This is a genomic window from Bradyrhizobium sp. AUGA SZCCT0105 (assembly GCF_018129565.1).
Classification (GTDB): Bacteria; Pseudomonadota; Alphaproteobacteria; order Rhizobiales; family Xanthobacteraceae; genus Bradyrhizobium.
Genome location: NZ_JAFCMK010000002.1, coordinates 1,020,139 through 1,046,662 on the forward strand (window position 1 = coordinate 1,020,139; position 26,524 = coordinate 1,046,662).

The following is a 26,524-nucleotide window of genomic DNA, read 5'->3' on the forward strand; positions in this document are numbered from 1 at the left end:
CCCTCTATTGCGGGTGTGACGGCGCCGGCCCGACGGCGCGACGGGCGTGCCGAAGCTTTGCGATCAGGGTTTCGTGGCCGCAGGCGCTCTGCCCCTGCGAGCCGGGCCCGAACCGGACTTCTTCCTCTTCCCAGGCCGCGTCGAGCGCCACCAGATCCATCGGGTCGGTCTCGGGCGCCTTCAGAAGCTCGTCGACAATATCGCGGCGCGGCGCTTCGGCAGCGATCTTGACCAGCGTGTCGAAAACACCCTTGTAGCTCGACTCGCGTCGCCCGAGCCGTTCGGCGAGCGCCGCAAAAATATGCGCGGTCTGGCCGAGGAGCTCACGCGCTTCCGCAAACGGCTGCGTCGCCAGGAATTCGAGGAACAGCGGCACGTAATCCGGCAATTCGTTCGCCGCGATCGCCAACCCCGCATTTTCGTACATGGCTTTGAGATCGACCATGGCCTGGCCGCGATCGCGGCTTTCACCGTGGACATGCTCGAACAGATGCAGCGCAAGCGTCTTGCTGCGATCGAACAGCAGGCCGTAACGCTCCTGCAGGTCGTAGAGATCGCCGATGGCGATTTCCTCGATCAGCACGTCGACCGCACCGCGGCACGCCGCCGGCACCAGCCTCTCGGCATCGAGCACCGCCGCAAACTCCGGCGCGGCTTCGATCAACGCCTCGGTCGGATAGCTCAGAAGGGCCGAGAGGACCTTGAACGTCTTCATCACGCGATCTCCATCGGATTCTTTGCCTTGCGGGGCGAACCGAACAGGTTGGTCTCGGTCTCGCCGCCGGAGCAGCCATTGCCGAAGGTGAAGCCGCAGGAGCCGCGGATGTCGAAGGCGTCGGCGCCGAGCTCGCGATGCGCGGTCGGGATCACGAAACGATCCTCGTAATTTGCAATCGCCATGATCTGGTACATCTCGTCGATTTGGGCCGGCTTCAGACCAACCCGGCGGGCGATGGCTTCATCGACGACGCCGTCGAGCGTCTTGGCCCGCATATAGGCGCGCATCGCCATCATGCGTTCGAGTGCCAGCGTCACCGGCGCTTCATCGCCCGCGGTCAGAAGATTGGCCAGGTAGCGCATCGGAATCCGCAGCGACTTGACGTCCGGCATGCCGCCGTCAAGACCGATCTTGCCGGCGGAGGCGGCCGAGGTGATCGGCGACAGCGGCGGTACGTACCAGACCATCGGCAAGGTGCGGTATTCCGGATGCAGCGGGAATGCGACCTTCCACTCCATCGCCATCTTCCAGATCGGCGAGGTCTTCGCCGCCTCGAGCCAGGCATGCGGAATGCCCTGCCGCTCGGCCTCGGCGATCACCTGCGGATCGTTCGGATTGAGGAAGATGTCGAGCTGGGCCTGATAGAGATCACGTTCGTCAGGCTTGCTCGCCGCTTCCGCGATGCGGTCGGCGTCGTACAGCACGACGCCGAGATAGCGGATACGGCCGACGCAGGTCTCCGAACACACCGTCGGCTGACCGGCTTCGATGCGCGGGTAGCAGAAGATGCACTTCTCCGATTTTCCAGACGACCAATTGTAGTAGATCTTCTTGTAGGGGCAGCCGGAGACGCACATGCGCCAGCCACGGCACTTGTCCTGGTCGATCAGGACGATGCCGTCCTCTTCGCGCTTGTAGATGGCGCCCGATGGACAAGCCGCGACGCACGCCGGATTGAGGCAGTGCTCGCACAACCGTGGCAGGTACATCATGAAAGTGTTTTCGAACTGGCCGTAGATATCCTTCTGAACGCCCTCGAAATTGTAATCCTGTGAGCGCTTTTCGAACTCGCCGCCAAGGATTTCTTCCCAGTTCGGGCCCCACTGGATCTTCTCCAGCCGCTCGCCGGAGACCAGCGAGCGCGGGCGAGCTGTCGGCATCGCCTTCATTTCCGGCGCCTGCTGCAGATGCTGGTAATCGAAGGTGAACGGCTCGTAATAATCGTCGATCTCGGGCAAATCAGGATTGGCGAAGATGTTCGCCAGCACCCGCCACTTGCCGCCGATACGCGGCTGGATCGAGCCGTTGCGGTTGCGCTTCCAACCGCCCTTCCAGCGCGCCTGGTTCTCCCAATCCTTGGGATAGCCGATACCGGGCTTGGTCTCGACGTTGTTGAACCACGCATATTCCATGCCTTCACGGCTGGTCCACACGTTCTTGCAGGTGACGCTGCAGGTGTGACACCCGATGCATTTGTCGAGGTTCAGCACCATTGCGATCTGGGCGCGGATCTTCATTGTGCGGCCTCCAGCCGGGACGTGCCGGGTTGATCTGCGGCGGGCGTGTCGAGCCAGTCGACTTTCGACATCTTGCGAACGATGACGAATTCGTCGCGATTGGCGCCAACCGTGCCGTAATAGTTGAAGCCGTAGGCTTGCTGTACGTAGCCGCCGATCATGTGGGTCGGCTTGAGCACGGTACGGGTAACGGAGTTATGGATGCCGCCGCGCTGGCCGGTCTGCTCGGAGCCCGGGACATTCACGATCTTCTCCTGTGCATGATACATCATACACATGCCTTGCCGGACGCGTTGCGAGACCACCGCGCGTGCGACCAGCGCGCCGTTGGTGTTGTAGGCCTCTATCCAGTCGTTATCGACGATGCCCGCCGCCTTGGCGTCGAGTTCGCTGATCCACACGATCGGACCGCCGCGCGACAGCGTCAACATCAGGAGATTGTCGGTGTAGGTGGAGTGAATGCCCCACTTCTGGTGCGGCGTGATGAAGTTCAAGACCACGGAGTCGTTGCCGTTCGGCCTGCGGTCGATCACCGGCTTGACCGTCTTGGTGTCGATCGGCGGCCGGTAGACGCAGAAACCCTCGCCGAAAGCGCGCATCCACAGATGGTCCTGATAGAGCTGCTGGCGACCGGTCAGCGTGCGCCACGGGATCAACTCGTGAACGTTGGTGTAGCCGGCGTTATAACAGACCTTGTCGGACTCCAGGCCCGACCAGATCGGCGAGGAAATGATCTTGCGCGGCTGTGCAACCACGTCGCGGTACCGGATCTTCTCGTCCTCCTTGGGGACGGCCAGATGGGTGTGATCTCGCCCGGTGAAATTTCCGAGGGATGACCACGCCTTGACCGCGACCTCGCCGTTGGTTTCCGGAGCGAGGCTCAGGATGACTTCGCAGGCGTCGATCGCGCTCTCGATGCGAGCAAGTCCTTTGGACGCGCCTTCCTCCGTTACGACGCCGTTCAGCTTCTTGAGCAGTTCGACCTCATGATCGGTGTTCCAGCTCATGCCCTTGCCGCCATTGCCGAGCTTGTTCATCAGCGGCCCGAGCGAAGTGAAACGCTTGTAGAGGTTCGGGTAGTCCCGCTCGACCACGGTCACCGCCGGCATGGTCTTGCCGGGGATCGGATCGATTGCTCCCGTCTTCCAGTCCTTGACGTCGAACGGTTGGGCGATCTCGCCGGGACTGTCGTGCATAATCGGGGTGAGGACGACGTCCTTCTCGACGCCCAGCACCTCGGGTGCGACCTTCGAGAAGGCTTCCGCGATGCCCTTGTAGATGTCCCAGTCGCTCCGCGATTCCCACACCGGATCGATCGCCGCCGACAGCGGGTGAATGAAGGGATGCATGTCGGAGGTATTGAGATCGTTCTTCTCGTACCAGGTCGCGGTTGGCAGCACGATGTCCGAGTACATGCAGGTCGTGGACATCCGGAAGTCCAGCGTGACCAGCAGATCGAGCTTTCCCTCCGGGGCGTCTTCGTGCCATTTGACCTCAAGAGGCTTCTTCCTGCCGTCCTCGCCGAGATCCTTACCCAGCACGCCGTGCTTGGTGCCCAGCAGATGTTTCAGGAAGTATTCATGCCCCTTGCCGGACGCCCCCAGCAGGTTCGAGCGCCAGACGAACATGTTGCGTGGCCAGTTCTTCGGACCATCGGGATCTTCGCACGACAGCTTCAGTTCGCCAGACTGGAGGGATTTGGCGACGTAATCCTTCGGCTCCAGCCCGGCGGCAGCCGCAAGCTTCGAAACTTCCAACGGGTTGGTCTCGAGTTGCGGTGCAGAAGGCAGCCAACCCATCCGCTCGGCGCGAACGTTGTAGTCAATCAGCGCGCCGTCCCACGGACCTTGCGGCGCCGTCGGTGACAGAATTTCCTTCACATCGAGCGTCTCGTAGCGCCATTGATCGGTATGGGCATAGAACGCCGAGGTCGAATTCATCTGCCGCGGCGGGCGGCCCCAGTCGAGACCGAAGGCAAGCGGCGTCCAGCCGGACTGCGGCCGCAGTTTCTCCTGACCGACGTAATGCGACCAGCCCCCGCCGGACTGTCCGATGCAGCCGCACATCACCAGCATGTTGATGATGCCGCGGTAGTTCATGTCCATGTGATACCAATGATTCAACCCGGCGCCGAGGATGACCATGGAGCGGCCGCCGGTCTTCTCGGCATTGGCGGCGAATTCGCGCGCCACCGCGATGATCTGATCGCGCGGCACGCCGGTGATTCTCTCCGCCCACGCCGGCGTATAGGGCTGGACGTCGTCGTAGCTGTTGCCGAGATGCTCGCCGCCGAAGCCGCGATCGACGCCGTAATTGGCGACGAACAGGTCGTAGACCGACGCCACCAGCGCCTCGCCGTCCTTCAGCTGGATCCGCTTGGCGGGGATCTTGCGCGTCAAGACGTCCGGATGGTCGGTTCCCTTGAAATGGTCGTGCTCGCGATTGCCGAAATAGGGAAACGCCACATCGGCCAGTTCATCCCTGATATCGCTGAGCGACAACCGGAGCTTGGTGTTGCGGCTCATTGAGTCCCGCTCCTCCAGATTCCATTTGCCCTGCTCGCCCCAGCGGAATCCGACCGAGCCGTTCGGGACCACGATCTCTCCGGTTTCCTCGTCATAGGCCACCGTCTTCCACTCGGGATTGTTGGCCTCATCGAGCGAAGTGGCGAAATCCGAGGCGCGCACGAACCGCTCAGGTACGAGCCGTCCCTCGGATTTCACCAGCCGCACCAGAAATGGCATATCCGTATACTGGCGCGTGTAGTCGTTGAAATATCTGGCCTGCCGATCGACGTGAAATTCCTTGAGGATCACGTGCCCCATGGCCATCGCCAGCGCCGCGTCGGTGCCTTGCTTGGGCGACACCCAGAGATCGGCGAATTTCGAAGCTTCCGAATAGTCCGGACAGATCACGACGCTCTTGGCGCCCTTGTAGCGGACCTCGGTATAGAAATGCGCATCCGGCGTGCGGGTCTGCGGGACGTTCGATCCCCACAGGATCAGGAAGCCGGAATTGTACCAGTCTGCGCTTTCGGGCACGTCGGTCTGCTCGCCCCAGGTCTGCGGCGAGGCCGGCGGAAGATCGCAATACCAGTCGTAGAACGACATGCAGACGCCGCCGAGCAGCGACAGGTAGCGCGCACCTGCCGCGTAGCTCACCATCGACATCGCTGGAATCGGCGAGAAGCCGAACACGCGGTCTGGACCATAGGTTTTCGCGGTGTAGGCGTTTGCGGCGGCGACGATCTCGTTGACCTCGGTCCAGCTGGCGCGGACGAAGCCGCCAAGGCCGCGCTTCTGCACATAAGCCGCTCGCTTCGTCGGATCGTCGACGATCGATTTCCAGGCCGCGACCGGTGCCATCACAGCGCGCGCCTCGCGCCACAGCTTCAACAGCCGCGAGCGCACCAGCGGATATTTCACGCGGTTGCCGGAATAGAGGTACCAGCTGTAGCTGGCGCCGCGCGCGCAGCCGCGGGGTTCATGGTTGGGAAGGTCCGGGCGCGTGCGCGGATAGTCGGTCTGCTGGGTTTCCCAGGTGACGATACCCCCCTTGACGTAGACCTTCCACGAGCAGGAGCCGGTACAGTTCACGCCATGTGTCGACCGCACGATCTTGTCGTGCTGCCAGCGCTTCCGGTAGCCGTCCTCCCAGGAGCGGTCCTCGGTGGTCGTCACGCCGTGACCGTTGGCAAAATCCGGCTTGGCGCGCGTGAAGAATGTCAGCCTGTCCAGGAAATGGCTCATCCCTCGTCTCCTTATTCCGCGGGCTGGGTGGCGGGCGAAATCTGAGCGCGCCGTTCGATGTCATGAAGCAGGCCGCCCTTGCGGGTATAGACAGCCCAGGTGATGACGATGCAGGTCACATAGAAGATGAAAAATCCCCACAGCGCCGCCTGAACGCCGCCAGTGATATCGATCGAGGTACCGAACGACTTCGGAATGAAGAACGCACCGAACGCGGCGATCGCCGAGGTGAAGCCGGTGATGGCGGCCGATTCCTTCTCGGCCTGGCGCAGCCGGGTCGCGGGATCGGCGGTCGGCATCAGCCGGTCCATCTCCCGCCGCATGATGTTGGGAATCATTTGGAAGGTCGACGCGTTGCCGACGCCGGTCGCGAAGAACAACAGCAGGAACATCGCGAAGAAGCCCCAGAACGCGCCGGGTTGATCCTTGATGCCGAGGAAATAGAGCACTCCGAGCACGCCGACCATCATCAGCGCGAACACGCCGACGGTCACGCGGCCGCCGCCCCATTTGTCGGCCATCCACCCCGTGGCCGAGCGCGAGAGCGCACCGACCAGCGGGCCCAGGAAGGCAAATTGCAGCGCATCGACGGCGGGAAATTGGGTCTTCGTCAGCAGGGGGAAGCCGGCCGAGTAGCCGATGAACGAACCGAAAGTGCCGGTGTACAGCCAGCACATGATCCAGTTGTGCTTACGCTGGAAGATCACCGCCTGGTCGGCAAAGGAGGCTTTGGCGGACGCAATGTCGTTCATGCCGAACCAGGCCGCAAAGGCGCTGGCGACGATGAACGGAACCCAGACGAAGCCGGCATTCTGCAGCCAGAGCGGCACATCGGTGCTCCCGCTCTTGACCGCGGTCGGATCGCCGCCGAACCAACCGAACACGCCCACGGTGATCACGATCGGCACGACGAACTGCACGACGCTGACGCCGAGATTGCCGAGGCCTGCATTGAGCGCGAGCGCGTTTCCCTTCTCCGCGCGGGGGAAGAAGAATGAGATGTTGGCCATGGAGGAGGCAAAATTGCCGCCGCCGAAACCACACAACAGCGCAAGCCCAAGGAAGACCGGATAGGGCGTCGCCGGATTTTGCACGGCATAGCCGATACCGACAGCGGGCAGCAGCAGCGACCAGGTGGCGAGCGTGGTCCACAGCCGGCCGCCGAAGATCGGCACCATGAAGGAGTAGAAGATCCGCAGCACCGCGCCCGATATGCCGGGCAGCGCCGCAAGCCAGAACAGCTGGTCAGTCGTGAACCTGAATCCGACCGAAGGCAGCTTGGCCACCACCACCGACCAGACCTGCCAGACCGCGAAAGACAGCAGCAGCGCGGGGATCGAGAGCCAGAGATTGCGCCGGGCGATGGCACGGCCGCCGCCCTCCCAGAACGCAGCATCCTCCGGCCGCCAGTCGGTGAGGACGGCGCCGGACAGAGCGCCGACATGCTGTGGTCGGTGAATCTCCTGCATCTCCGGCAGTTCGGGAAGCTTCTTGAGTGCTTCGCCGACCACGCCGCGCTCCATCTGCCTGATGGAGACGTGCATCCAGACCAGCGCGATCGTGACCAGCAGGAACAGCAGCATGAAGCAGCTGGTCCGGAGCCCGGTCAGATCGACGAGCGCGCCGAAGGCGATGGGCAGCACGAAACCGCCGAGACCGCCGATCATGCCGACCAGACCGCCCACCGCGCCGACATTCTGCGGATAGTAGACCGGGATGTGCTTGTAGACCGCAGCCTTTCCGAGCGCCATGAAGAAGCCCAGAACGAACACTGTCACCACGAACGGCACCAACCCCATCTCCAGATGGAAGCCGACGGTGCCGTTCACGGTCTTCACGAGATAGTCGGTCGGCGGGTAGGACAGCACAAAGGTTGCCGCTACTCCGACCAGGAACGTCCAATACATGATGCGGCGCGCGCCATAGCGGTCGGAGAGATGGCCGCCATAGGCGCGAAAAACGCTCGCCGGAAACGAAAACATCGCCGCCAGCATCCCGGCAGTCTTGATATCGACGCCGTAGACCTTGATCAGATATTGCGGCAGCCACAGCGAGAGTGCGACGAAGGCGCCGAACACGAAGAAGTAATAGAGCGAGAAGCGCCACACCTGGATGTTCTTCAGTGGCTCGAGCTCAAGCCAGGCGCTCTTCGGCTTCTCGTTCCTGGCACGCCGCTCGCGCACCACCGGGTCTTCCTCGGAAAGGAGCCAGAACAAGATGCCCATTACGCCGATCGCAGCCGCCCAGACCTGCGCGGTCGTCTGCCAGCCATAGGCAACCAGAACGAACGGAGCGAGGAATTTCGTGACCGCGGCGCCGACATTGCCTGCGCCGAAAATGCCGAGCGCCGTGCCCTGCCTGGCGGTCGGGAAAAAGCGGGACACGTAGGCGACGCCGACCGCAAAGGATCCTCCGGCGACACCGACGAAAAGTGCGGCGACCAGGAATTCAGGATAAGTGTGCGCCCACGTCAGCAGGTAGGTGGCGACCGCGGCGGCGAGCATCACCACCGTGTAGACCCGCCGCCCGCCATACTGGTCAGTCCAGATACCAAGCACGAGGCGGATCAGCGAGCCGCTGAGGATCGGGGTGCCTACCAGCAGCCCGAACTCGGTGTCGTTCAGACCGAGCTCCTGCTTGATCCGGATGCCGATGATCGAGAATATCGTCCAGACCGCGAAGCAGATGGTGAAGGAAATTGTCGAAAGCCAGAGCGCTCGACCGCTATGCGAAGAGCTTGAACCAGTTGCGCCCATTGAAGTCTCCAATCACCCACCGGCATTGGAGGCACTCATGCGCAAAGATCAGCGCGTCCGTGGTTGTTCCAGATCAATGATCCCGTCGATGGTGTGAGAAAGGCACCCTGAATTTGCAAAAAGACGCCCTTCTGATTGCATTTTGTGGCATCGTGATTTGATATTTGTCACACATCACGGAGATCGACCAGTTGCGCTCTGATGATTTCGATCGGGTGAAGTCCTTGCCTCTGTTCGCGCGGATGACCGAGCAGAGTCTCGATAACCTGTTGCAAGGCGCGCTGCTGCAGCAGTTTCCGGTCGGTGTGCATCTCATTCACGAGGGCGATGCTCCCGACTTCCTGCACGTCTTGATCGATGGTCTGGTCGAAATCTTTACCGAACAGGACGGAGTCGAGTGGGGAATTTCCCTGCTCGCGCCAGTCTCGACCTTCATTCTTGCGGCCGTCGTGGGCGACCAGCGCTACCTGAACTCGGCAAGAACGTTGAAGGAATCCCGCATTCTGCTGATCCCGGCACAAGGCGTGCGGACGATCCTGCGGCGGGAGATCGAATTTGCCCAGACCGTCACAAGCGAGCTTGCATCGGCCTATCGCGGCGCAGTGAAGAAATTGAAGGGCTATGTGGCGCGATCGAGCGTCGAACGTCTGGCCAACTGGATCCTGTCAGAGGCGCAAAGCGCGGCATCAGGCAAGCATCTCGTCCTGCCATTCGACCGCGCCACCCTGGCATCCCACATCGGCACGACCCGCGAGAATCTTTCACGCAATCTAGCGCATCTGACCGAGCATGGCGTGCGTATCCGTGGCCGGGAAATCATCATAGACCGAAGAGACCTGCTGGAGGCTTTTGCGCGTCCACAAAGGTTCATAGACGACCCAAACTCCTGAGTGTGGATTCAGGCCCAAGGGGTTGCGAGCGGCTGATTGGTTGATCAAAGAGGCACGTCATCTCGGGGCCTCCCGTGCAGGCGGCTCCTCCACTATATCCCGCGGCCGCTGTTGGGCTGCATGATCGAACCGGCAGCGAACGCAATCCGACTGACGGCGGAGAGGTTAAGGATTAACGGACGCATGACGCTCTCGCCGGACTAGCTAGAGCACTCTTCACTGAGCAACGCATCGGCAGAGAGACGCCGTTCGTCTCTCGGGAATGGTGTGGCGCTGTTAACTTCGCTTCGGACCACCTTGACGGTGTTAGCCAGCATTCTGATGCTGGCTAACACCGCAGTCCCTGCTCAGTCAGCGGATGCAAGCCCGCTTCAGCTCGAGACCAGAATTGTGCTGGGCGACGTGCGTGGCCGCGTCGACCACATGGCCATCGATTTGAAGAGGCAACGTCTCTTCGTTGCCGAGTTGGGCAACGATAGTGTCGGAATTGTCGATCTCGCCAATCGCAAATTGATCCGCAGAATATCAGGACTTAAGGAACCGCAGGGCGTCGGCTACGAACCGTCGACCGACATGCTCTATGTCGCGAATGCCGGAGACGGGTCAGTGCGACTGTCCTCACGGCCATTGGAAAACAACAACCTGTGTCGCCGCTCTAACCACACGCGGCATCATCGCACCCTGGGTGCTCGATGGCCCCATCAACCGCGATGCCTTCGAGACCTATGTCGAAAAGGTCCTCCTCCCCGAGCTTCCAACCGATGCCATCGTGATCATGGACAATCTCTCCAGCCACAAAGGGCCGCGCGTCCGCGAGATGATTGAGGCTGCCGGCGCAATGCTGCTTTATCTCCCGCCCTACAGCCCCGACTTCAATCCGAGCGAGAATGCCTTCGCAAAGCTCAAAGCAAATCTGCGAAAGGCCGCCGAACGCACCGTCGGCGGCCTCTGGGATGCTGTCGGGCGCATCATCGACACTTACACGCCCGCAGAATCCTCAAACTACTTCGCCGCCGCCGGCTACTTGCAACCCGATAGGCTAACGCTCTAGTGCTTTGCTTCAAACCTGAGGAGGGGCAGTCTCTACAACCTTGGTCATAGACGATGCTGTGTATCGGATCCCGCTTAGAACGCTCCCAGAACATCACGTCTCGTCGCATAGCGTGCGACGTACGACCATAAAAAACGTCGCACGAGACCGGGTTTGTTCTGTCCGGAAAATTAAAAAAGCCCCGCAGGGCCAACCTCTTGAGGGTGGTGGGCGCACCAGGGCTCGAACCTGGGACCCGCTGATTAAGAGTCAGCTGCTCTACCAACTGAGCTATGCGCCCGGAACTTGTCCGGAAATGACCCTCGCAAGAGAGGCCGTCGTTTAGCAAAGCGATTTCGCGATGTCCAGCAAGCTGGCGCAACTTTTCCCGACTTTCTGACAGCCGAAAGGCCGCCGGATTCCGGCAGCCTTTCATAGGCTTGGCGAGGATGCCGGTGGCTGGCCCTCAGAGCCGGCCGGAGCGTTCCTGATCCGGACCGTCGTCGCGGTCGAAATGATGGTCGCGGCCGCCGCGCTCCCAGCGGTCCATGCCGCGCTCGAGGCGATGGCGGCGCCAACCCTCGGCGCCGAAGCCGCGCCCTTCCATGTGGGTGAGCATGGTCAGCCGCCGCTTCTGGTTGTCGTCGAGCGTCTTGTAGAGCGGGTCGGCGGCATCGGCGATCTTCTTCAGCGACGTCGCGGTCGCGGCCATGTTGTCGGCGCGCTCGCGCAGCCGCGCGACCGGATCATCCGGCGTCCCGGCCTTGTCCGCATCGGTCTTCTCCGCGGCCATCCGGGCGTTGGCGCGATCGAGCCGCATCTTGGCGAAGTCGCGCACCGCGGTTTCGACCGGCGGCCACAGCTTCTCCTGATCGGCGGTCAGCTTCAGCCCGGCGTGCACCGCAGCAATGCGCGCGTCGAGGAAGGCGGCCCGGTCCTCGGGGCTCATCCGCATCTGGCCATGGAACCACGGGCGATGCTGGGCATAGACCGCGGTCGAACCGGCAATCGTGAGCGCCGCGATGCCGGCGAGCAGAACTTTCTTCATCCAAACCTCCTTTGAAGTTTGCCTGAGGATGATACCGCCTGCTGCGGCCTTCAACTTACGGATTGGACAGAGAGACCTTTCTTGCCAAGATGTAATCCGCTTCATTGCCCGTCAGAAACATCCAAAGCGCGAGGTCGCGCTTTGGTTTTCTGATTGTTTGCGCATGATCTTGTCGGAAAGCCGCTTCACACTTTTCCGGATCATGCGCTGGCTAGATCATTCCCAACAGCCGCGGCAGCCACAGCGAGATCTCCGGCACGTAGGTGATCAGGCCGAGGAACACCAGCATCGCGCACAGCCACGGCAGGACCGAGATCGTGATCTCGCTGATGCCCATCTTGGCGATACTGCTCGCGATGTAGAGATTGAGGCCAACAGGCGGATGGCACAGCCCGACCTCGGTGTTGACGATCATCAGGATACCGAGATGCACCGGATGCACGCCGAGCTTGGTCGCCAGCGGAAACAGGATCGGCGCCATGATCAGGAGGATCGACGACGGGTCCATCACGTTGCCGGCGAGCAGCAGGATGACGTTGACCACGAGCAGGAACATCCAGACCGAGAAGTTCTTGTCGATGATCCAGGCCGCCATCTCCTGCGGGATCTGCTCATGCGTCATCAGGAACGAGAACAGCACCGCGTTGGTGATGATGTAGAGCAGCATCGAGCTCATGCTCGCCGCCTGCAACAGCACCTTCGGCACCTCGGAGAGCTTCAGCTCCTTGTAGACGAACACGGTGATGAAGAAGGCGTAGGTCGCGGCGACTGCCGCGGCTTCCGTCGGCGTGAAGATGCCGCCATAGATGCCGCCGAGCACGATCGCGATCAGCGACAGGCCCCAGATGCTTTCGCGGAACGCCGTGAACTGCTGGCCGATGGTCGCGCGCGGCATCTTCGGGTAGCCGTTGCGCTGCGCCACGAAGAAGGTCACCGCGGCCAGCATCAGCGCGAGCAGCACGCCCGGGACGATGCCGGCCATGAACAGCGCGCCGATCGAGGTGTTGGTGGAGACGCCGTAGAGCACCAGGATGATCGAGGGCGGCACCAGGATGCCGAGCGCGCCCGAGGTCGAGATCACGCCGACGCCGAAACGCTTCGGATAGCCGTGATCGACCATCGCCGGCATCATGATCGAGCCGATCGCGACCACGGTGGCGACGCTCGAGCCCGAGATCGCCGCGAACATCGCGCAGGCCGCGACGCCGGCGAGCCCAAGGCCGCCGGGCAGATGCCCGACCAGCGAGGTCGTGAACGCGATCATGCGGCGCGCGACGCCGCCGCGGGTCAGGAACGTGCCGGCCAGGATGAAGAACGGGATCGCCATGATGCCGAAATTGTCGAGGCCCGAAAACAGCTTCAGGCCGACGCTCTCGATCGGCACCTCGGTCATGGTGAACAGGAAGGTGAGCACGGTCAGGCCGAGCGAGATCGAGATCGGCATGCCCGTCAGCATCAGGGCAAACAGCAGTCCGAAGATAAGTGCGGCGCTCATCACGCTTCTCCAAGCGCAACGGGCGCGGTCTTGCTGGTCTCGACGCCATCGACGTGGGAGGCGTCATGGTGCGGCAGCTCGTCGGTCCACCAGTAATTCCAGCACACCTGCAGGAAGCGGAAGCACATCAGGTAGGAGCCGAGCGGGATGCAGGCATAGACGATCCAGCTCGGGATCTCGAGGTCGGGCGAGACCTGGTCGGTGTGCATCAGCTCGAACACGAATTTGGCGCCCATGGTGCCGACGATCGCGGTGAACAGCGCGCCGCCGAGCAGGCCGAAGCTGATGGTGCGCTTGCGCCAGGCGTCATTGAGGCGGTTGATCAGCACGTCGACGCCGACATGGATGCCGGTGCGCACGCCATAGGCGGCGCCGAACTTCGCCATCCAGATGAACATGTAGATGCAGAGTTCCTGCGACCATGCGAGATTGATGCCGAACAGATATGGATAGAGCACCGGCACGTCGACCAGGAAGCGGTGCACGACCGTGACGAAGGTCAGAAGCGTCGCGGCGCCCATCAGGCTCGCGATGATGATTTCCTCGAGCCGGTCCAGAATTTTCAGCAGCATTGATCTCCCCTGTCATGGCCGCCCCCTGCGGCCAGAGCACTAATCTCCCTCTCCCCGTTCTTACGGGCCGGGACGAGCGAAGCTCGCCCCAAGAGGGTTGGTTGAGGGGCTCCGTCCGCGCACACGTTGATAGTTGCGTTCGCGGAAACTCCCCCTCACCCGAAATTCAAGCTGCGCTTGAATTTCGACCTCTCCGCGCACGCGGGGCGAGGTGCAAACACCGCCTTAGTTCATCGGGCTACGGCCGGTTTCCTTCAGGAATTCGTCGATCAGCGGCTGGCCGACGCGCGAGGCAACGTCCTTGTAGACCGGCATCATCGCCTTGCGCATCGCCTCGTCCTGCTCTGGCGTCAGCGAGATGATCTCGGTCTTGCCGGCCTTCTTGATCTCGGCGAGCGCGTCCTCGTTCTCCTTGGCCGACTGGTTGTTGCCGAACTCGGTGGCTTCCTTCATCGCCTTGTTCAGTTCGTCGCGGATGTCGGCCGGCAGGCCGTCCCAGAACTTCTTGTTCACGACCACGACGTAGCCGATGTAGCCGTGATTGGTGACGGTCGCGTACTTCTGCACCTCATGCATTTTCTGGGTGTAGATGTTCGACCAGGTGTTCTCCTGGCCGTCGACCACGCCGGTCTGCAGCGCCTGGTAGACGTCGGAGAACGCCATCACCTGCGGAATCGAACCGAGCGCGCGGAACTGGGCCTCCAGCACCTTCGACGACTGGATGCGGAATTTCAGTCCCTTGTAGTCGGCGGGCGCGACCAGCTTCTTGTTCGCGCTCATCTGCTTGAAGCCGTTGTCCCAATAGGCGAGACCGGTCATGCCCTTGGAATCCAGCTTCTTGAGCAGCTGGGCGCCGAGCGGACCGTCGGTCACCTTGCGCAGCGATTTCAGGTCGGGGAGGATGTAGGGCAGATCGAAGACTTCGAATTCCTTGATGCCGATCGGGCCGAACTTCGAGTTCGACGGCGCCAGCATCTGCACCGCGCCGAGCTGCAGCGCCTCGAGTTCTTCCTTGTCCTTGTAGAGCGTCGAGTTCGGATAGACCTCGACCTTCACCTTGCCGCCGGTGTACTTCTCGGCGAGTTCCTTGAACTTGTCGGCCGCCTTGCCCTTCGGCGTATCCGAGGCCACCACGTGGCTGAACTTGATGACGATCGGCGACTGCGCCGAGGCCTGCCCGACAAAGGTCAAGGCCGCGATCGACGCCGCGGCCAAAATGAACTTACGCATGTTTCCTCCCGCGTATTGCGGAGCACGAATACCGGCCCCGAGACATCCGGTCGCACCATTACAGACAAGCCACGCCGATTGCCATTGCCCCTTTAGCAGGGGCTAAATTGCGCCGTTGCTGCACTGCAAAATCCGATGCGGCGGTATCCCTTTCGGCTCTTGCGACCGTTCATTGACACCGCCCGCACGCTGTGCCCGGCCATGGCGGCGCGGTCAATACGAGGTTTGGCAATGGCGAGTTCGCCGGGCGCGAATGCTGGCGCCCATCTCCGATGTCGTCCCTGCGAAAGCAGGGACCCATACTCCGCAGCGAGAATTGTGAGCGGGACTTGTCGTTTGTCGTCCCGGCGCAGGCCGGGACGACGATGAGGGTGGGTCGCAATTCAAGATGTCGAACAGTGCGGTGTCATCATATGCGCATGCGCATGCGGGTGATCCAGTATTCCAGAGATGCCAGTGCTTGAGCCGAGGGGCCGCGGCGTACTGGATCGCCCGGTCGAGCCGGGCGATGACAGTTGTATTGGGGACGCAGCTTCGCGTTCTCGCGACATCATCTGTCCGGAGTTTTGCATTTCGTTCCGCCCTCTCTCGAACAGAGGGCGCAGGGAAAGCCGGGTGCCGATCGCACCCATGGGCCCCGTGCAAAAGGTAGAAAGCACGGGGGTAGGACCACAGGTGTAACCGGAAACAACCCGGCTTTCCCTGCGCGGTGGGTTACGGCTTACTTCGTGCTCTCCCCGGCGAGACTGGGCTTGCTTGTCACCGCCCTCGCAACACGCATTGCATCTTGCGAGAGGACACCTGCCGCTAGGGCGTCAGGACCACACGACTTCACCGTCCGCTTCAGCCACACTCGTCAGCCGTGACATCAGCGTCCACCGCATCTCAACCCACGTTCGTGACGATCGCGAAGCGCCCCTCGATCGGGTGAGATGGATGTATTGAACATCTGAGTTGGGTGAAACGCCAAGCGGAATATTTTCTTATGGCGATATTGACAGCTTTTGCTGAGTTGCCCGTCGTGTCCAACCGGCAACAGCGGGGAACAAGAGAGAGATTGAACTGAACCGTCATCGTGCCTTAGCCGCTAGTTGCAATCTCAGTGACCGCTGAGCACCAGCGTCTTGACCGGTAGCAGCAGGGCCTGGATGCGCAGCAGGAGCGCGTGTACGAGCCCCGTTGCGTCGACGACATGCAACGCAAATCCCTTGAGCGTACCGGTCTTCGGATCAGCGATCACATCGTGGTTGCTCGTATAGGCATTGACGATGCAGCTGGAGCCTGGCGTGACGCCTTCAAGGCCGCCGGTGTAGAGCGGCTCCAGAAACGTGAGGATCGAGCCCGGTTGGCGCAGGGCTTGCGGATCGATCAGCTGCTCGCCGGAGCGGAATTGACCGGTGGCGATGTAGTCCTGCACACCGGTGACGACGAGCGGAATGATCGTCCAGGGCTTCGAGATGCAGGTTGCCTCCGCGACCATGCCGGGCTTCATGACCTGGGCCTCGATCTGGCCAAAGCCGGCCTGCAAAACGCTCCGGCCCGCGCCCTCAGGTATCAATATGCCCGCCGGGCGCATCATCTGATTGACGACATCGCCCGTCCGAAGCGTGAATTGCTCGACCCGCCCGTCAACACCGGCGCGGATATAGGTCTTGTCGAGATCGACCTGCGCCTCGGCCATCGCGGCCTCTGCGCTCGCCTTCTCGGCGGGCAGCAGCGTGGAGATGCGCAGCACCGCGGTCTCCCGCACCGCGTTCGCGGCATCGATGCCTGCCTGTCTGTGATCGACGGCGACCTGCAGCTTCTCGATATCGCGCTGCGGCACGATGCCGGGATTACGGCGCTGCAGTTCGCTCTTGGTGTCCAGTTCGTCCTTGGCCTGCTGCCAGGACGCCTTGGCCTCGCCGGCCTGCGCTTCGGCCTTGACCACATCGGCCCGCGCGCTGGTCAGCGACGCATCGACCTCGGTGACTTTCCGCTTCGCCGTCTCCAGCGCGGCCCTGCTGCGTCGCAAACCGCAACTGGCTCCAGCGCCCCGCTTCCCTCCATCACGGTCGACGCGCCGAAGCAGGCGGCAAGGCCAATCAGGCCGAAGGAGGTCGCAAGCAGCAGGGTGGCTGCTCGCCGGACATCGTCAACCGGTCACGCGTCATCCTCAGGCGCGCGAACGCCATCGCCTGCGCCGGATACAGTCTTGGGGCGGATTGCCAGTCTGGAGAAGGTCGCCAGCAACTGCGACGGTGGTTGCGAGTCCAGCCTCCCCCACGGCAAAGACCCCTGGGTTGGGTGCAGCGAATCGGCGGGCGGACAAGCCTATGGACCCTTCTCGCCAACGTGCAGGGACAACCTCACCTACAAATCCTACGTGGATTGCGTCGAGACGAAATGGTTCCTGGGCGAGTACCGAAATAGAGCCTACTGGCTTTGCAGCAGCCTCCAGGCCGCCGGGAAGTTTCAAGTCGCCGACCTCAAGCGATCAAGACGTCCGCACTAGAACGTTTTCGAGCCGTTGATCGCGTGGGCCAACGACGACATTGTAAATGCTTCACATGGACGCAGCAAACCCGCTGCGTCCATGGATGCCAGCCAGCATGGCCACCGCTCGCCTGTCCTCAGCGCGACGCGGTGCTGATGTTCTCGCCAAAGAACTTCCACGTCTTGCCGTCGAACTTTGCGAGCTTGAACGTGTCGAAGGTGGAATAGTCCGTCGGCGACACCGATACCGTGATGCCGGGCAGCAAGAGCGGCAGCGAGACCTTGCTCAGGTTGGTGGCCTGCTTCAGCAGGTTCTCGCGGGTCAGCACGTCACCGCAGTTCTTCAGGATGATGGCCGTGAACTGCGCCGACAGATAACCGATCTGGTTGCTGCCATCGATCGGATTGCCTTCGGGATACCACTGCTTCATGAAGGCGAGATAATCCTGCACGCCCTTGTCGGTGTCCCACGCGGGGTCACCGACCACCTTGGTCGCCAGCGCCGTCATGAGGCCGGTGGATGCTTCGAGGCCGGCAGGCTCGAGCACACCGCCGATCGAGCTCGCGACGGACACGATGAAGTGCGTCGGCTTCCAGCCGAGATCGGCAACCTTGCGGATCGCCTGCGCGCCGAACTTCGGCGTCGTGATCGTCATCAGCACGTCGGCGCCCGCGGCTTTCAGATTGACGATCTGGGAATCGATCGTGGGATCGGTCACCTCGTAGCTGAGCTCCTTGACGATGAGACCGGCCTTCTCTCCCAGCCCCTCCTTGAAGCCCTTCAGGTAGTCCTTACCGAAGTCGTCGTTCTGGTAGATCACGCCGATCTTCGCGTTGGGTAGCTCCTTGGCGATGTACTTGGCGTAGATCTTCGCTTCCTGCGCATAGGGCGGATAGAACGGCGTGGTCCACGGGAATTCCTTCGGATCGTTCCACTTCGAGGCCCCGGTGGAGATCAGCAGATGCGGGATCTTCTTGCCGTTCAGATATTTTTGGATCGACGAATTCGTCGGCGTGCCCAGTGAGCCGATATTGGCAAGGATATCATCCTGCTCCACGAGCTTGCGTGTCTGCTCCACCGTCTTCGGCGGGCTATAGCCGTCGTCCATGCTTAGCAGCGTGATCTTCCGGCCGTTGATTCCGCCCTGGCTGTTGATCATCTTCCAGTATGCGGCTTCGGCCCTGCCCTGCGTGCCATACGCCGAAGCCGGACCGCTGTAGGGCATGGTCTGCCCGATCTTGATTTCGGTATCGCTGGCGCCGGGATCGTATTTCTTGTCGGCAGAAAGAACCGCCGGCGTGGAAACAAGGCTGAGCGCGGCGACGGCCGCGAGCGTGATGCAACGCATGTGTTCTCCCCATTCGCGTCGCTGTTTGCCGCGACGTCCGGCGAGATCATGAACATGCCGGCGCGAGATGTCGACCCCTGAAGTCGGGACATCGAACTGCCCTAACCGTCTGGTGTCACAGCCCCATCCAGTTCATCACGGCTCCGAACGTTGCCCAGAGCGTCCATCCGAGCCCAAGCAGGCAGATCAGCGCCGCCGCCATCGCAATCGTCAGCAGCAGGCCGTCCTCCTGCAGGTAGGCGACCGCGATCAGGACGACCACCATTCCCGGAATGACGTTCACCAGAGGCAGCGGCCAGCCTGCCGAGAAGGCGAGGAGAAACACCACCAATCCGACGAGGCGGTCGATCACGTCGCGACGCGCGTCCCAGCGCGGCCGGCTGACGCGCTCGATCGCCTGCAGCATCGGACGGACAAGGACGGTGAACCGCTTGAAGCGCTTGAAGTCGAACTGTCGCTTCGACAGGAAGCGCGGAAACGATGGCGCGCTGCGGCCACGCATCATCTCGACCGCCGGAAACAGCAGCGCCAGCGTCGCAACCGTCGCGACGCCGGGGATGATGACAAGCAGCCCCAACAGCAGCAGGAGCAGGCCGAACGACCGCTTGTCCAGGTTGCTGAGGAGCCATTCGAGATCGACGGGGCCGTCCGGTGCTTGAGCGACGAGTTCCTCAAGAAGTTGGGACGTGTGCGTGGGCGCCAATGGGGCTCCGGACGAAGGGGACATAGCTGCCAAAGTGGTCAGACTCGGCATCGATTGCAACAGCTGCCGAAGCAGACTAGGAAGCATGGGTGACCAACGATTCCGACCAGGCATGGCAGCACCATGCGCCGTCAAGCCCGATTCCCGCCGCGCGCCGCCGCTGGCCGTGGTTCCTGCTGGTCGTCATCATCGCCTGTGCGGGCGCCGGGGGTGTCTACGCCTGGCCGCAGATCGCGCCGCTGGTCCCGTCCCTGGGCAACGCTGCGGCCAGCGACAGGGTGGCCGCAGGCGACAAGGAAACGTTGCCGGATCTGCTCGCGACCCAGCAGAAGCTCGAGGATGACATCGGCGCACTCGGCAAGTCGGTGGCGGACCAGCAGGAGCAGCTGAAGGCCGTCGTCGACCAATTGGCGAGCCTGACGTCGAAGGTCGACGCGCTCCAGCGCCCCGCTCCGGCTCCCGTGCCATTGCCGGCCACGGCAGCGGCCGACCAGCCGCATGCACCGGTCGCACAGGCTGCCCCGAAGCCCCGAAAGCCGCCGCCGGTTCGGGCGCCAAAACCCGCTGGTCCGATTTCAACCGGTGGCGCGCCGCTCAACGTGGCACCCGGCGCCAGGGATCGCTGAGCCGCGCTGCGATCAGCGCAAGATCAGCGCAACCAGTTGGTGATGGCGGCCTATCCGCTGGGCCGCTCCATGCCCGCCCGCTTGATTGCTGCGCGCAGGATAGCGGTATCCGAGGAAAGAAAATCGATCAGGCGCCTGGCGGCGTCAGGCGACTTTGAGTCGCTGACGACGGCGGCCGTGAAGGTCTGGACAAGCTGTAGATCTGCAGGCAGCAGGCCGACGACGTCGATGCCGGTCTCCTGCACCAGTTCGCTGGTCGGCCCAATCGAGAAATTTGCCTTGCCCGCGCGCAGCGCTTCGGCGGCCTCGGTTCCACGCGCCTCGAGGGTGAGCCGCACCGTGTCGGGCAGGTTCAGCCTGGGGAAGACCTTGTCGCGAACGAACTGTCCGCTCGTGCTGCTTGGCGCCACCACCTGGCCCGCATCGATCAAAGCCTGTCTCAGCGCGACAGCGTTGCCGATGTCCGGCTTCGGAGCGCCTGAGCGAACCGCGGCCGCCAAGGGCGCCGTCGCGAGGCCGATGTCGGATCCCGCGCGAATCCGCCCGTCCTCGTTCAGCGTGCGCAGTCCCTCGCGCGAAAGGATCACCACGTCCGCCTTCGCGCCGTGCGCGAGCTGGTGCCTGATCGTTTTCGGACCGGTGCCCTCCGATGCGCCGGATCCGGTTTCCACCTTGATGCCGGTGCTGCGCTCGAATTCGGGCAGGACTTCCTGGTAGACCGCCGCGAAGCCGCCGGAAATGATGACCTTGATCGTGTCCGGGGTATCGGCGATTGGCAGCGTCAAGGCAGCAGAACCATGTCGGCAGCCCGTTGGCTCATTTCTGAAGGTTTGCGGCGAAGAGCTTGGCCGCCTCGGCCTTCGATTCCTGATCGGCCTTGGCGTCGTATCTGAGCGGCAGGTTGAACTTCTTGCCGAGCTCGGTGGCTTCGGGGTTCGTGAACGCGTGCACGGCGCCGGGATACTCGATGATCCGGTAATTGGCCTTCGCTGCGTCAAAATCCTTCTTCAGCGCATCGTACTCCTCGCGCTTCACGAACGGGTCGTCCGCGCCGTTCAGGATCAGGATTTTCGCCTTGACGGTGCCCGGCGCCGGTGCGGGAGTATTGAGACCGAGCGTAGCGTGAAAGCCGGCAACGGCGGCGAGATCGGCGCCCGTGCGCGCCATGTTCAGAACCACCGCGCCGCCGAAGCAGTAACCGACGGCGCCGATCCGCTGCGGATTGACCGAGGCCTGCTTGGCGAGTTGCTCCCGCGCGGCGTTGAAGCGCTGCTCCATCACCTTCGCATCCTTCATCACCGACCCCGCGAGCGTGCCGGCGTCCTTCGGGTTGTCGGCGGTCTTGCCGTCGCCGTACATGTCCGCAATGAAGGCGACGTACCCCTGCTCCGCGAACTTCCGCGCCTCGCTATGGATATGCGGGGTGATGCCCCACCATTCGTGCACCATCACGATGCCGGGCCGCTTGGCCTTCGTCGCGTCGTCATAGACGACGAAGCCCTTCATCGTGGTCTCCCCGTCCGAGTAGGTGACCGGCTCTTCCTTGACCGCGGCGTGTGCGCTCGCGACCATTGCGATGGCGCAGAGTGCTCCGACGATGATCGTTCGCATGCTGATCTCCCTGCGGGTTGGCGTCGCCGCGTTGCATTTGTTTCTTGCGTAGCCCGGACGGCTATTCCGCTGCCGTCCGGATATCGATCTTCTCGGCGCGGACGGCGCAGAACTTGAACTCCGGAATCTTGCCGAACGGATCGAGCGCCGGGTTGGTCAACAAATTCGCCGCCGCCTCCGCGTAGCAGAACGGCATGAAGACCATGTTCTCGGGCACGTCGCGGTCGGCGCGCACCTTGACCTCGACCGCGCCGCGGCGCGTCTCGAGGCGGATGAAGTCGCCGGGCGCGAGCCCCTTCTTGCGCATGTCCTTCGGCGTCATGAACGCGACCGCTTCGGGCTCGATCTGGTCGAGCACCTGCGCGCGGCGCGTCATCGAGCCGGTGTGCCAATGCTCGAGCACGCGGCCGGTCGACAGCACCATCGGGTACTCGTCGTCGGGCAATTCGTCGGGCGGGATCACCTTGGCCGGCACGATCTTGCCGCGGCCGCTCTCGGTCGGGAAACCCGTGGTGAAGATGATCTCATTGCCCGGCTTGTCGGGATCGTCGACCGGATAGGTCACCGCGCCCTCGCGCACCAGGCGCTCCCAGGTGATGTTCTTCAGCGACGGCATCAGTTGCGCCATCTCGGTGAAGACCTCGCCCGGCCCGGCATAATTCCAGGGCAATCCCATCCGCTTGGCGATTTCCTGGATGATCCAGAGATCCTGCCTTGCATCGCCCGGCGGCTTGATCACCTGGCGCGCCAGCTGCACGCGGCGGTCGGTGTTGGTGAAGGAGCCGGATTTCTCGGCGAACGCCGAGGCCGGCAGGATGACGTCGGCATGGAACGCCGTCTCGGTGACGAACAGGTCCTGCACCACGAGATGATCGAGCTTCGCCAGCGCCTGGCGCGCGTGCTGCAAATCCGGATCGGACATCGCCGGATTTTCGCCCTCGACATACATGCCGTGGATTTCGCCGGCGTGGATCGCGTTCATGATCTCGACGACGGTCAGCCCGCGCACCGGATCGAGCTGCTGCCCCCACAGCTTCTCGAAGGCGCCGCGCATGTCGTCGCGGCCGACCGGCTGATAGTCCGGCAGGAACATCGGGATCAGGCCGGCGTCGGAGGCGCCCTGCACGTTGTTCTGGCCGCGCAGCGGATGCAGCCCGGTGCCGGGGCGGCCGACCTGGCCGGTGATCAAAGCCAGCGCGATCAGGCAGCGCGCATTGTCGGTGCCGTGGACATGCTGGCTGATGCCCATGCCCCAGAAGATGATCGACGATTTGGCGCGGGCATAGGCACGCGCCACCTCGCGCAGCGTCTCGGCGGGAATGCCGCAGATCGGCGACATGCGCTCCGGTGTGAACTCCTGGATCTTCGCCTTCAGCTCGTCATAGCCCTCGGTGTAGCCGGCGATGTACTGCTCGTCGGTCAGGCCTTCGGTGATGATCGTGTGGATCATCGCGTTCAGCATCGCGACGTCGCTGCCCGGCTTGAAGGCGAGGTGCTGCGTGGCGTGGCGCGACAGCGCCTGCCGGCGCGGGTCCATCACGTACAGCTTGGCGCCGCGCTTGGCCGCATTCTTGATGAAGGTCGCGGCGACCGGATGGTTCACGGTCGGATTGGCGCCGATCACCCAGATCACCTCGGCGTCGGCCGCGGCCGAGAACGGCGCCGACACCGCGCCGGAGCTCAGTCCCTCGAACAAGGCCGCCACCGACGAGGCGTGACACAGCCGCGTGCAGTGGTCGACATTGTTGGAGCCGAAGCCGGTGCGGACCAGCTTCTGGAACAGATAGGCTTCCTCGTTCGAGCCCTTGGCCGAGCCGAACCCGGCGAGCGCCTTGGCGCCCTTCTCATCGCGGATTTTCTTCAAGCCGGCCGCGGCAAGATCGAGCGCCTCTTCCCAGGATGCCTCGCGGAAATGGGTGTAGGGATTGGCCGGATCGACCTGGTCGTTGGCATCCTTCTTCACGCCCGGCAGCCGCACCAGCGGCTTGGTCAGCCGGTTCGGGTGGTGGATGTAGTCGAAGCCGAAGCGGCCCTTGACGCAGAGCCGGTTGTGATTGGCGGGACCATCACGGCCTTCGGCGTAGATCACCTTCTCGTCCTTGACCTCGTAGGTGACCTGGCAGCCGACGCCGCAATACGGGCACAGCGAGTCCACCTTGCGGTCGGGATAGACGACGCGCGTCTGCTTGTCGTCGAGCATCACTGCCGGCATCAGCGCGCCGGTCGGACACGCCTGGACGCATTCGCCGCACGCGACGCAGGTCGATTCGCCCATCGGATCGTCGAAGTCGAACACGATTTTCGAGCCGTGACTACGATAAGCCATGCCGATCACGTCGTTGACCTGCACCTCGCGGCACGCCCGCACGCACAGGCCGCACTGGATGCAGGCGTCGAGATTGACGCGCATCGCCGGGTGGCTGGTGTCGGCGTGCCAGCGTTCGGTGGCGGGGAAGCGGCTTTCGGTGACGCCGGTCTTCTCGGCCCAATGCCAGAATTTCGAGTCCGGATCGTGCGAGGTCTCGCGCGCCGGCTGATCGGCGACGAGCAGCTCCATCACCATCTTCTGCGCCGCGACGGCGCGCTGGCTGGCCGACTTGACCTTCATGCCGACCGAAGGCGTCCGCTTGCAGGACGCCGCCAGCACGCGCTCGCCTTCAATCTCGACCATGCAGGCGCGGCAATTGCCGTCCGGTCGATAGTCCGGCTCCGGCGAATAGCAGAGATGCGGGATCTCGGTACCCTGGCGCTTGGCGACCTGCCAGATCGTTTCGCCGGCCCGTGCCTCAACCTGGTGCCCGTCGAGCTCGAACTGGATCGTCTGGCCGGAGTTGTGATCGTTGCTCATTCAAATCCTCGTGGAAGTTCGCCTGCTCGACCCGCCTACTCGGCGGCTTGCTGCGGACGAAACCCGTCCGGAAAATATTTGATCACGGAGGTCAGCGGATTGGATGCCGCCTGACCGAGCCCACAGATCGACGCGTCACGCATCGCCTGGCTCAATTGGTCGAGCAGCTCCTTGTTCCAGACGGGTTGCTGCATCAAGAGCGCCGCCTTCTCGGTTCCGGCGCGGCAGGGCGTGCATTGCCCGCAGCTCTCGTCCTCGAAGAACTTCATCAGATTCAGCGCGGCCTCCCTGACGTCATCGGCCTGCGAGAGCACGATGACAGCGGCGGAGCCGATGAAGCAGCCGTATTTCTCCAGCGTGCCGAAATCGAGCGGGATGTCGTCCATCGAGGCCGGCAGGATGCCGCCGGACGCGCCGCCCGGCAGATAGGCCTGCAGGGTATGGCCGTCGGCCATGCCGCCGCAGAACTCGTCGATCAGCTGGCGCAGGGTGATGCCGGCCGGCGCGAGCTTGACGCCCGGATCCTTGACACGTCCCGACACCGAGAAGCTGCGCAGGCCGTGGCGCTCGTTGCGGCCGTGGCTTTTCCACCAGTCGGCGCCCTTCTCGACGATATCGCGCACCCACCACAACGTCTCGATGTTGTTGATCAGCGTCGGCAGGTCGAATAGCCCGACCTGGAACGGATATGGCGGCTTGTGCCGCGGCAGGCCGCGCTTGCCCTCGATCGATTCCAGCAGCGAGGATTCCTCGCCGCAGATATAGGCGCCGGCACCGCGCCGCAGATGCAGCACTGGACCACCCGGCGGAAGTTTTGCGATCTCGCGCGCAAGGATCTCGCGGCAGGCCGGGTACTCGTCGCGGATGTAGATGTAGACTTCGGGCGCCTCGACCACGTGGGCCCCGATCAGCATGCCCTCGAGGAAACGATGCGGATCGGTCTCGAGATAGTAGCGGTCCTTGAACGTGCCGGGCTCGCCTTCGTCGCCGTTCACCGCCATCAGCCGCGGCCCGGGCTCGCCGAGCACGGCGCGCCACTTGCGACCGGTCGGGAAACCGGCGCCGCCGAGACCGCGCAGCGACGCATCGTCGAGCGCCTTCAGCAGGTCTTCCCGCGGCAGCTCGCCCGAGCGCAGGCGCGCCAGCAGTTTGTATCCGCCGTCGGCGACATAGGCGTCGTAATCGACGTAAGGCGGGAGATGCACATGGGTGTCGCCGCTCTTCGCCGCCGCGAGCACGTTGCTGACGGTCGCATGATCGATGAAGTTGTGGCCGACCTCCGCCACGGGCGCGGTGTCGCATCGGCCGACGCACGGCGCCCGCACGACGCGAATGCCGGGGCCGGCGCGGCTCTGGAGATCCCTCAGCAGCTTCTCGCCGCCGAGCATCGCGCAGGTCAGCGAATCGCAGACACGCACGGTAAGCGGCGCAATGTCAGGCTCGCCTTCCTTCACGATATCGAAATGCGCATAGAAGGTCGCGGTCTCGAACACTTCGGCGAATGACAGCCGCATCTCGTCGGCGAGCGCCGCAAGATGCGCCGCCGAAATCTGATGGTATGTGTCCTGGATCAGATGGAGGTATTCGATCAGCAGGTCGCGACGCCTCGGCCGGTCCGCGAGCAGCGCCTCGATCTCATGTGCGGCCACGGGGTCGACCTGGCGCCCCTTGGGCGTGGCTTTCGCCCGCTTCCTGCCTTGTCCGGGATGCTCGAACGCGCGGACCTTGTGAACGTCGTCTCCACTCATGAAACCTCGCCTAGGAACCCGGTTTTGCGCAAGTTGCACCGGTTCAACCCAACTCTATTCTCTGGCATGCCACAGGCAAGCATATTTAGAACGCCTCTAGCAGCGTCGGGTTGCCGCGCAGGCCGTTGTTAATGTTTGCCTATCGGTCGATCTGAATTC

At 63.0% G+C, this 26,524-nt stretch carries 16 protein-coding genes, 1 tRNA gene and 2 pseudogenes; 3 read left to right on the forward strand and 16 right to left on the reverse strand.

All coding sequences use genetic code 11. The features are described 5' to 3' along the window. Window positions 1–4 precede the first annotated feature (4 nt). From narJ to JQ573_RS13975, 4 genes are read right to left on the reverse strand one after another with little or no spacing between them, the layout of a single operon-like run. Window positions 5–715, reverse strand: a complete 711-nt coding sequence (gene narJ, locus JQ573_RS13960; RefSeq protein WP_212310419.1) for a nitrate reductase molybdenum cofactor assembly chaperone — start codon at window positions 713–715, stop codon at window positions 5–7. Beyond that, complete coding sequence (gene narH, locus JQ573_RS13965; RefSeq protein ID WP_212310420.1) at window positions 715–2,235, reverse strand: nitrate reductase subunit beta; 1,521 nt, start codon at window positions 2,233–2,235, stop codon at window positions 715–717. Before narH ends, narJ begins: the two co-directional genes overlap by 1 nt. Next, complete coding sequence (locus tag JQ573_RS13970) at window positions 2,232–5,984, reverse strand: nitrate reductase subunit alpha (protein ID WP_212310421.1); 3,753 nt, start codon at window positions 5,982–5,984, stop codon at window positions 2,232–2,234. The genes narH and JQ573_RS13970 overlap by 4 nt, the downstream gene beginning before the upstream one ends. An 11-nt stretch (window positions 5,985–5,995) precedes the next feature. Next, window positions 5,996–8,740, reverse strand: coding sequence for an MFS transporter (locus tag JQ573_RS13975; protein WP_212310422.1), 2,745 nt, complete (start codon window positions 8,738–8,740; stop codon window positions 5,996–5,998). Window positions 8,741–8,904: 164 nt separating this feature from the next. Here JQ573_RS13975 and JQ573_RS13980 point away from each other — a divergent pair, with 164 nt between their 5' ends. Then, window positions 8,905–9,630, forward strand: coding sequence for a helix-turn-helix domain-containing protein (locus tag JQ573_RS13980; RefSeq protein ID WP_249131678.1), 726 nt, complete (start codon window positions 8,905–8,907; stop codon window positions 9,628–9,630). Window positions 9,631–10,246: 616 nt separating this feature from the next. Further along, a pseudogene (locus JQ573_RS13985) lies at window positions 10,247–10,681 on the forward strand (IS630 family transposase); the annotation flags it as partial. 204 nt (window positions 10,682–10,885) lie between these two features. Here the strand turns inward: JQ573_RS13985 and JQ573_RS13990 are convergent. From JQ573_RS13990 to JQ573_RS14025, 8 genes and pseudogenes are all read right to left on the reverse strand, one after another. Next, a tRNA-Lys gene (locus JQ573_RS13990) sits at window positions 10,886–10,961 on the reverse strand. 165 nt (window positions 10,962–11,126) lie between these two features. Next, complete coding sequence (locus JQ573_RS13995; protein ID WP_212310423.1) at window positions 11,127–11,708, reverse strand: Spy/CpxP family protein refolding chaperone; 582 nt, start codon at window positions 11,706–11,708, stop codon at window positions 11,127–11,129. Window positions 11,709–11,919: 211 nt separating this feature from the next. After that, entirely contained in the window at window positions 11,920–13,203 is a 1,284-nt protein-coding gene (locus JQ573_RS14000; RefSeq protein WP_092115778.1) for a TRAP transporter large permease, read from the reverse strand. Beyond that, on the reverse strand, window positions 13,203–13,775 hold the full coding sequence (locus tag JQ573_RS14005) for a TRAP transporter small permease (protein WP_092115779.1): 573 nt from the start codon (window positions 13,773–13,775) through the stop codon (window positions 13,203–13,205). Before JQ573_RS14005 ends, JQ573_RS14000 begins: the two co-directional genes overlap by 1 nt. 225 nt (window positions 13,776–14,000) lie before the next feature. After that, the gene (locus JQ573_RS14010; protein ID WP_207831615.1) at window positions 14,001–15,005 is read right to left on the reverse strand and encodes a TRAP transporter substrate-binding protein; all 1,005 of its coding nucleotides are present in this window, start codon (window positions 15,003–15,005) and stop codon (window positions 14,001–14,003) included. A 1,099-nt stretch (window positions 15,006–16,104) separates the two neighbouring features. Continuing rightward, window positions 16,105–17,013, reverse strand: a pseudogene (locus JQ573_RS14015) (HlyD family secretion protein); the annotation flags it as partial. 604 nt (window positions 17,014–17,617) lie between these two features. Continuing rightward, a complete protein-coding gene (locus JQ573_RS14020) occupies window positions 17,618–18,829 on the reverse strand; it encodes an ABC transporter substrate-binding protein (RefSeq protein ID WP_212310424.1) in 1,212 nt (403 codons plus the stop codon). 115 nt (window positions 18,830–18,944) lie between these two features. Beyond that, the gene (locus tag JQ573_RS14025; protein ID WP_212310425.1) at window positions 18,945–19,532 is read right to left on the reverse strand and encodes an exopolysaccharide biosynthesis protein; all 588 of its coding nucleotides are present in this window, start codon (window positions 19,530–19,532) and stop codon (window positions 18,945–18,947) included. Window positions 19,533–19,621: 89 nt separating this feature from the next. Here JQ573_RS14025 and JQ573_RS14030 point away from each other — a divergent pair, with 89 nt between their 5' ends. After that, window positions 19,622–20,158, forward strand: coding sequence for a hypothetical protein (locus tag JQ573_RS14030; RefSeq protein WP_212310426.1), 537 nt, complete (start codon window positions 19,622–19,624; stop codon window positions 20,156–20,158). 50 nt (window positions 20,159–20,208) lie between these two features. Here JQ573_RS14030 and JQ573_RS14035 read toward each other — a convergent pair whose 3' ends face one another. The 4 genes from JQ573_RS14035 to JQ573_RS14050 form a co-directional block, all read right to left on the reverse strand. Then, window positions 20,209–20,943 (reverse strand): substrate-binding domain-containing protein, encoded by a 735-nt coding sequence (locus JQ573_RS14035; RefSeq protein WP_249131679.1) that lies wholly within the window; start codon window positions 20,941–20,943, stop codon window positions 20,209–20,211. 31 nt (window positions 20,944–20,974) lie between these two features. Then, window positions 20,975–21,769, reverse strand: coding sequence for a dienelactone hydrolase family protein (locus JQ573_RS14040; RefSeq protein WP_249131681.1), 795 nt, complete (start codon window positions 21,767–21,769; stop codon window positions 20,975–20,977). Window positions 21,770–21,830: 61 nt separating this feature from the next. Further along, a complete protein-coding gene (fdhF, locus tag JQ573_RS14045; RefSeq protein ID WP_212310427.1) occupies window positions 21,831–24,617 on the reverse strand; it encodes a formate dehydrogenase subunit alpha in 2,787 nt (928 codons plus the stop codon). A 35-nt stretch (window positions 24,618–24,652) separates the two neighbouring features. Then, window positions 24,653–26,365, reverse strand: coding sequence for an NADH-ubiquinone oxidoreductase-F iron-sulfur binding region domain-containing protein (locus JQ573_RS14050; RefSeq protein WP_212310428.1), 1,713 nt, complete (start codon window positions 26,363–26,365; stop codon window positions 24,653–24,655). Window positions 26,366–26,524 lie beyond the last annotated feature (159 nt).